Source organism: Microtetraspora sp. AC03309, from assembly GCF_020826795.1.
GTDB classification, from domain to species: Bacteria; Actinomycetota; Actinomycetes; order Streptosporangiales; family Streptosporangiaceae; genus Microtetraspora; species Microtetraspora glauca.
This window is the reverse complement of sequence record NZ_JADDIL010000141.1, coordinates 1-7,571: the sequence shown is the minus strand read 5'-3', so window position 1 is coordinate 7,571 and position 7,571 is coordinate 1. Positions and strand designations below refer to the sequence as shown.

Annotated in this window: 8 protein-coding genes and 1 pseudogene; 7 read left to right on the top strand and 2 right to left on the bottom strand. The window is 69.8% G+C overall.

The features are described 5' to 3' along the window. The coding region (locus IMZ11_RS41170) for a DNA glycosylase AlkZ-like family protein (RefSeq protein ID WP_228648779.1) at positions 1 to 309 on the top strand (309 nt) is incomplete at its 5' end. A 138-nt stretch (positions 310 to 447) separates the two neighbouring features. Here IMZ11_RS41170 and IMZ11_RS41165 read toward each other — a convergent pair. Further along, complete coding sequence (locus tag IMZ11_RS41165; RefSeq protein ID WP_228648776.1) at positions 448 to 1,185, bottom strand: MerR family transcriptional regulator; 738 nt, start codon at positions 1,183 to 1,185, stop codon at positions 448 to 450. Positions 1,186 to 1,358: 173 nt separating this feature from the next. Between IMZ11_RS41165 and IMZ11_RS41160 the strand changes: the two genes are divergently transcribed. The 3 genes from IMZ11_RS41160 (at position 1,359) to IMZ11_RS41150 (ending at position 3,437) form a co-directional block, all read left to right on the top strand. After that, positions 1,359 to 2,369 (top strand): ABC transporter ATP-binding protein, encoded by a 1,011-nt coding sequence (locus IMZ11_RS41160; protein WP_374463230.1) that lies wholly within the window; start codon positions 1,359 to 1,361, stop codon positions 2,367 to 2,369. Beyond that, positions 2,366 to 3,217, top strand: coding sequence for an ABC transporter permease (locus IMZ11_RS41155; RefSeq protein ID WP_228648774.1), 852 nt, complete (start codon positions 2,366 to 2,368; stop codon positions 3,215 to 3,217). The genes IMZ11_RS41160 and IMZ11_RS41155 overlap by 4 nt, the downstream gene beginning before the upstream one ends. 73 nt (positions 3,218 to 3,290) lie before the next feature. Continuing rightward, entirely contained in the window at positions 3,291 to 3,437 is a 147-nt protein-coding gene (locus IMZ11_RS41150) for a hypothetical protein (RefSeq protein ID WP_228648783.1), read from the top strand. A gap of 229 nt (positions 3,438 to 3,666) precedes the next feature. On the opposite strand, the gene IMZ11_RS41145 is transcribed toward IMZ11_RS41150, so the two are convergent. Beyond that, on the bottom strand, positions 3,667 to 4,872 hold the full coding sequence (locus tag IMZ11_RS41145) for an MFS transporter (RefSeq protein ID WP_228648772.1): 1,206 nt from the start codon (positions 4,870 to 4,872) through the stop codon (positions 3,667 to 3,669). 123 nt (positions 4,873 to 4,995) lie between these two features. Here IMZ11_RS41145 and IMZ11_RS41140 point away from each other — a divergent pair, with 123 nt between their 5' ends. The 3 genes and pseudogenes from IMZ11_RS41140 (at position 4,996) to IMZ11_RS46865 (ending at position 7,508) form a co-directional block, all read left to right on the top strand. Continuing rightward, positions 4,996 to 5,916 (top strand): helix-turn-helix domain-containing protein, encoded by a 921-nt coding sequence (locus IMZ11_RS41140; RefSeq protein ID WP_308066909.1) that lies wholly within the window; start codon positions 4,996 to 4,998, stop codon positions 5,914 to 5,916. A gap of 208 nt (positions 5,917 to 6,124) precedes the next feature. Next, positions 6,125 to 6,625 (top strand): annotated as a pseudogene (locus IMZ11_RS46870) (DUF4158 domain-containing protein); the annotation flags it as partial. Positions 6,626 to 7,172: 547 nt separating this feature from the next. Next, positions 7,173 to 7,508: a Tn3 family transposase gene (locus IMZ11_RS46865; RefSeq protein ID WP_374463229.1), complete on the top strand. Its 336-nt coding sequence runs from the start codon at positions 7,173 to 7,175 to the stop codon at positions 7,506 to 7,508. Positions 7,509 to 7,571 lie beyond the last annotated feature (63 nt).

The window sequence follows — 7,571 nt, the reverse complement described above, 5'->3', positions numbered from 1 at the left end:
GACCCCGACACACCCGCCCCGGTCCGCTTCCTACCGGCCTTCGACAACGCGATCCTCGGCTACCACGACCGCACCCGCATCATCGACGACGCCCACCGCGGCCTGTCGGTCGCCGGCGAACGTGTCGTCCTCCTCGACGGCCGGGTCGCCGCGACCTGGACCGTCCGGGCCGACACCGTGGTCATCACCCCGCTACGCCGCTTCTCCCGCGGCGACCGCACGACCGTGGCCGAGCAGGGGCGGGCGCTGGCGGCGTTCCTCTCCGACAACGACAGCCACCGCGTACAGATCGCCGCGTCTCCCTGCTGAGCGACACCCCGCGGGCTGGTCCCCTCCGATGAGGCAGAGAGGCCGGCCTTCCCGACCCATTCGGAGGGGGCCCGGGTGCGGCCTCCCAGGGGGCCGCCGACCACCGTCGCGCCGAGTTCGTCGTCCCGTCCGACCGGTTCACGACCGACCGGCGGCGGACGACGGCTCCTCGCCCGCGACGTAGCGGTGCAGGTGGCTGGAGCCCTCCAACATGGCGGTCGCCCGTTGGGTCAGTTCGGCCTGACGCTGGGCGATCGCCGCGCGTAGCGCGTCGCTGCTGCCCGTCCTGCGGAGGCCGTCGAGGATGACCTGGATCTGGGTGAGGGGATAGCGGCCCTGGCGGAGCATGTTGATCATGCGTGCGTCTCGGACGTCGGCCGGGCCGAACGTACGGTAGCCGGTGCCCGGGTCGCGCTTCGGCGTCAGGAGGCCGGAGGACTCCCACACGCGCAGGGCGGATGTGCGCACGCCCAGGTGGGCGGCCAGCTCGCCGATGCGCATGCCCGACCTCGGCGCGGAGGTGTCCGGTGTCTGCTCCGCGACCGCCTCCAGCGCTTCACCCGCCGCCTGGAGGGAGAGCCGCTCTTCATGCACCAGGGCATGGGCGGCGTCGACGTGCGCGAGCGCCAGAGGAAGGTCCCCGGCATGGACGGACTGCATGATCACTCGCGCCGTGTCCCATCCGTACCCTCTGGCGAGGGCGCGGTAGGTGAGCAGGGCCCGGTGGTGTCCGGCGTCGAACCTGCGATAACCGGCAGGGGTCCGTGGGGCAGGAGGCAGGATGGCGGCGTCCGCGTAGTTGCGGATCTGCTGGGTGGAGACGCCGACCGATCGGGCCAGATCGATGGGGCGAAGCGCTCCCTGCTCACGGGTCACCGGATCGCCTCCCTGACCTACGGCCTTCATCCGCGAGTTGAAGGTTACTCGCACACATCGCCTGTACAGCACGGCTGACGCCGAGACAAGTCTTAACATGCTAGTTCAATGACAGACTTTAAGGTATGGATGTCGGCGAGAGCGACAACAGATCAGGGGCATCCGCTCCCCGGATGCCACGGGAAGACGACTATCAGACAGAGGGCGGGACCTCGGCGGCGACGACCGCGCCGAGCGCCGTCCCCCGCGGCACCGATCCCTCCGGTGCGGAGCCGGCCATCGAGACCCGCGGCCTGCGGATGCGGTACGGCTCGACCGATGTGCTGTACGGGGTGGACCTTCGCGTACGCAGGGGAGAGGTGCTGGCTCTGCTGGGCCCAAATGGCGCGGGTAAGACAACCACCATCGAGATCCTGGAAGGGTTCCGCAAGCGCTCCGCCGGTGAGGTGCGGGTGCTGGGCATCGACCCGGAGGCCGGTGACGAGGCATGGCGCGCGCGGCTGGGCATCGTGCTGCAGTCCTGGCGCGACCACGGCAAGTGGCGGGTCCGCGAACTGCTCGGCCATCTCGGCCGCTACTACACCCCGTACGGCACGCCGGAACGTGCCAGGCCGTACGACACGGACGAACTGGTCTCCCTCGTCGGGCTGACGGATCAGGCGGACACCCCGGTCGCCAGGCTCTCCGGCGGGCAGCGACGCAGACTGGACGTGGCCATCGGCATCGTCGGCAAGCCGGACCTGCTCTTCCTGGACGAGCCGACCGTCGGCTTCGACCCGCAGGCCCGGCAGGAGTTCCACGACCTGGTGCGCCGGCTGTCCGATCGTGAGGACACGACGATCCTGCTCACCACGCACGACCTGGACGAGGCGGAGAAGCTCGCCGACCGGATCGTGATCCTTTCGGGCGGTGTGATCGTGGCCGACGGCAGCGCGGCGGAGCTGGCCGAGCGGGTCTCCGGCAAGGCGGAAGTCCGCTACAGCAGGGATGGCGAGTTCTTCACGCACTCCGACGAGGATGCCACCGGCTACGTGCGCGAACTGTTCGCGGCGTACGGCGAGGCGATCGGCGATCTGGAGGTGCGCAGGGTGCGACTGGAGGACGTGTACCTGGCCATGGTGCGCGAGTTCGAGTCCGGACAGCGCACCGTGGCGCCGAGCGAGTTGACGGAGGTGACCGCGTGAACGCCGGCGCGGTGGCCCTGCGCGCGGGCGTGCATCGAGGCTGGATCGAGTTCCGGCAGAACATGACCAACGCGCAGGACGTCTGGAGCGTGGTGTTCTTCCCTGTCATCGCGCTGATCGTGATGTACATGCTGAGAGGCAACAGGGTTCCGGGCACGGACTTCTCCCTCGGCTCGCAGTCGATTCCGGGCATCCTCGGGATGAACCTCGTGCTCAACGGGCTGCTGGCCCTGGCCATGGCGCTGACCATGGACCGCGAGGACGGCACGCTGCTGCGGGCGAAGGCGACGCCGAACGGCATGATCGGCTACCTCACCGGCAAGGTGATCAGCCGGGCCGGGACGTCGCTCGTGGGCCTGCTCATCCCGTTGGTCCCGGCGGCGTTCCTGTTCGACGGACTCCGGCTGGGCGGCGTGCCGTCGTGGTGGACGCTGGCGTGGGTGCTGGTGCTGGGCCTCGTCGCGCTGCTGCCGATCGGCGCGATCGTCGGCTCGCTGTTCGACAGCGCACAGGGCGTGGGTGTCGTCATGCTGCCGATGATGTTGCTCATGGCGATCTCCGGTGTGTTCTATCCGATCACCGCGTTCCCGGAGTGGCTGCAGTGGATCGCGCAGGGCTTCCCGATCTACTGGCTCGGCCTGGGGTTGCGCTCGGCACTGCTGCCGGATGCGATGTCCGCCGCCGAGGTCGGCGAGTCCTGGCGGCACCTGGAGACGATCGGCGTGCTCGGCGCGTGGGCGGTCATCGGGCTCCTGCTGGCGCCCGTCGTGTTGCGCCGGATGGCGCGGCGCGAGTCCGGTTCCAGCGTGGCCGCCCGGCGGAGGAAGGCCATGCAGCGGCCGATGTAGGCCCGTGGCGGCATTCCGCGCCGCCTCACCTGTGAGTAGGGCGTCACCTATCAGTCGAGGATGGAAGGACTCCGTGGTCTCCAGCGACCAGGTAAGCAGAGTTCGGCACCCCGACGGCTTCCGCGGGTCGGATCACACCGCCGCGGACGGCCACGACCTGATCCAGGTCCGCGGTGCGAGGGAGAACAACCTGACCGGTGTCTCCCTCGACATCCCCTAGCGACGGCTCACCGTCTTCACCGGGGTCTTCGGGTCGGGAAAGAGCTCCCTGATCCACGGGTACGTCGCGGGGCGGGACGGCGTGACCGTCAAGGAAGCTGCCCCCACGTACACGCGGGCGGTGTCAGCCCAAGTAGAAGGTGCCCGAGTACGGTCGCCCACCTCGCCGACGAGCAGATCGAGCAGATCGAGCAGGCCAGGGCAGGCGTCGCCCTGCGGACGATGACCGACTACGTCAACACGCCGGCCGAGACCGAGATCGACCGGCCTCCGGCCTCCTGAGGTTCCCGGCCCAGCCGCCTCACCGGCTTGATCGACAGCAGCGCCGCCACGACGCCGACCGTCACCAGGGCCGACCCCAGCATGAAGGCGCGCGGTTCGACCAGCGTGGTGACCGGACCGGCCAGCGCCTGCCCGACTGCCATGCCCGCGACCGACCCGGCCACCTGGTAGGCGTTGACCCGGTTCAGCACGTCCGGCGCGACCTGCGTCTGCACGCTGGTCGACCACATCACCGACCAGAACGCATACGCGCACCCCCCGAACAGGTGCCCGCCCATCAGCAGCGGCAGCGGCAGCCCGAGCGCGACCGTCAGCGGCACCGCCACGTACCCGCCGAGCGCCACCGCCCCGGCCGCCAGCGGCCTGCGCGGCCTGAGCCTGATCGCCACCAGCCCGCCCAGCACAGTGCCGAGGCCGAGCGCCGCCATCACCCAGCCGTAGTCGGCCCCGATGACCTGCGACGACAGCGGCACGTACGGCCCGACCACCAGAACGCCCCAGAACACCCAGACCAGGATGACCGACCACATCCAGCTCCTGGCCTTGAACTCCTCCCAGCCTCTGCGCAGGTCGCTCAGCACGTCGGAGGGCCCCGGCCTGGGTACGGCGACCCGGACCAGCAGCAGGAACACCCCGCTGACCAGGAACGTCGCGGCGTCCACCGTGTAGACGAAGACCGGCCCGGCGACGACGATGAGGACTCCGGCCAGCGCGGGGCCCGCCAGCTGGGTGACCGCCTCGGCGATCTTCAGCGTCGCGTTGGCCCGCTGTGGCTCTTCGGCGACCAGGGGGACCATGCCGTTGACGCCCGGTTCGAACATCCCGGCGGCCATGCCCGACAAGGACGCCATCACCAGCAACAGGGCGTACGGCGGAGCGCCGTCCAGGAAGGCGACGGCGACGACCCCCTGGGTGACGACCCTGACCATGTCCGCGAAGATCATCAAGCGCCGGGCGCCGATCCGGTCGGCGACGACTCCGCCGAACAACATGACCAGCACAGCCGACGCGGTCCAGAGTGCGAGCACGTAGCCGACGCCCGCGATCCCATAGACTTTCCCGATCGCCAGCGCCGAGGCGACGGGCATCATCGCGTCACCGAGCAGCGAGATCGTGCGGGCCCCGAAGTAGAGGGTGAAGTTCCTCGTCCACATGATCCCCAATTCTGGATTTTTCCAGATCAGAGCACCGGTGTCCCAAATGACATCATTGGGTACATTTGCGCCATGCCACCGGACTGCCCGGAAACGCCCCCGACGCCCCCCAGCCCGCATCGGGTGGTCGCCTTGGTCGCACCGAACCAGGAGCTCTACCCGGTCACCTCCGCCTCAGCCGTCTTCGGCTACCACGGCCCCGACATCCCCCGGCACTACAGCTTCAGCCTGTGCGCCGAACACCCCGGCTCCCTCCCCACCACCCTCGGCGTCCCCATCCAGGTGGATGGCGGCCTCGAAGCCCTCGGCGACGCCGACACCGTGGTCATCGCGGGCTGGACCCTCACCCCCTCGCCCGCCGTACTCCACGCGGTGTCCCAAGCCCATGCCCGAGGCGCCCGCATCGTCGCCGTCTGCGCCGGAATCTTCATCCCCGCCGCCCTGGGCCTCCTGGACGGCCGCCGCGCCTCCGTCCACTGGGAACTCTCCGGCGAACTCGCCGCCCGCCACCCCCGCGTCATCCCCGACGACACCGTCATCTACGTCGATCACGGCGACGTCGCCACCGCCGGAGCCTCGGCCGCCACCCTCGACCTCTGCCTTCACCAGGTCCTCCAGGAGCACGGCGCGGCCCACGCCATGCGCATCGGCCGCCAGCTCGCCGCCGGTCCGCACCGCGAGGGCTGCCAGCGCCAGTACCCTCCCCTCCCCACCACCGGCCCCATGCCGCACTCCCTGGCCCCCCTGCTCGAATGGCTCCTCTCGCGCCTGCCCGACCAGATCACCGTCGAGGACATGGCCGCCTACTCGGGCGTCTCCCCCCGCACCCTCACCCGCCAGTTCGCCGACCAACTCGGCGTCCCACCCGCCCGCTGGCTGCTGGAACGCCGCCTGGCCGCCACCCGCGCCCTGCTGGAGGAGACCGACCTGCCCGTCGAGACCATCGCCACCCGCGTCGGCCTCTCCTCGGCGGTCAACCTCCGCCGCCGCTTCCACACCGCCCTGCGTACCACCCCGGCCGCCTACCGCCGCTCCTTCCGCTGAAGGTTCCGGTGAAGGTCCGGGGGTTGACCAGCATCGGAACGAAAAGTCTCGTTAGTGGGCCTGGTGGGGGCGACGTAGCGCGGATGATCGTTCCGATGCGTCTGAGCTGCGCGTTTGGACTGGTCGGACCGCTGTATCGGGTGTAGCTCGATAACGGTCTAATCTTTGGTGGGATCCGGCTGCCGGGTGGGTCCTACTTTGTGGGGCCATGCCAGTTGTGTTCTTGAGTGATGAGGAAGCCACCGCCTACGGCCGGTACACCGGGCCGCCGTCGCGGGCGGAGCTGGAGAAGCTGTTCTTCTTGGACGACGCCGACCGCGAGCTGATCGCCAAGCGGCGGGGTGAGGCCAGCAGGCGGGGGTTCGCGCTACAGGTGACCACGGCGCGGTTCGTGGGCCGGTTCCTGCCCGATCCGCTGGAGATGCCGACCGAGGTGCTGGACTACCTGGCGGCTCAGCTCGGCATCGCCGATGCGTCGGTGGTCAAGCAGTACACCGAGCGGCGGCAGACGCCGTTCGATCACCAGGAGGAGATCCGAAAGGCCTACGGGCTGCGGGACTTCGCCGAGGCCGAGGACGACTTCGCCCAATGGGTGGACGCGCGGGCGTGGAACACCGGGGACAGCGCCAAGAGCATCTTCACCGAAGGCGTGGCGTGGCTGCGGACCGAGAGGGTGCTGCTGCCGGGGGTGACGACGCTGGCGCGGCTGGTGGCGCGGGTGAGGGAGCAGGCGATCGACCGGCTGCACCAGAGCTTGCACGCGGCGCTGTCGCCGCAGCAGCGGGCGGTGCTGGAGCTGCTGCTGGAGGTCACCGAGTACGGCGAGGAGATCAGCCTGGAGCAGGTGTGGGAGTCGATCGACGCGGTGGTGCCGCGCCGGGAGCTGCGGACGGCGGTGGCGGCGGTGACCGGGATGGTGCCGCCGCCCGAGGCCGACGATGACGGGCCGATGCGGGCGCTTTTGGCCGAGCGGATCGGGACGGTGTCGGGGTTCTTGAAGACCCTCACCACGGTCATCGAGTTCGGCGCGACCGCCGAGGCGGCCCGGGTGCTGGAGGCCACGAAGGCGCTGCCGCGGCTGCTGGACGGCCGCAAGAAGAAGGTCACCGAGGCCGACATGGACGCCGGCCTGGTGACCGGGTCGTGGAAACGGCTGGTGCACCGGCCCGGCCCCAACGGCAGCACCGTCGACAAGAACGCCTACACCATGTGCGTGCTGACCCGGTTCCACCGTCATCTCAAGCGCCGAGACATCTATGCCCAGGCCTCGGCGCGCTGGCGCCCCGTCGATCTACACCCGCCCCAACCGCAAGTACTTCGGCTCCAAACGCGGTCTGACCTGGCTCAACATGATCAACGACCAGGGTGTCGGGCTCGGCGCCAAGGTCGTGACCGGCACCGTCCGCGACTCCCTGCACATGATCGACGTGCTGTTCCGCCGCGACGGCGGCCGCCGCCCCGAGGTCATCGTCACCGACATCCGCTCAGAGCCCCGTTTCGCGCTGCGCAAGTTAGTGGGTAAGGGCACCTTGCGCTCCCGAGCCGCGCGGCGACGACGGCCAGGAGCCGATTGCCGAAAGAATCCGCGCTAGACGATTGAGTCCAAGGGATCGCCTGCGGAAATAGGGCGAGGGCGTTCAAGATCCGTTTGTGAC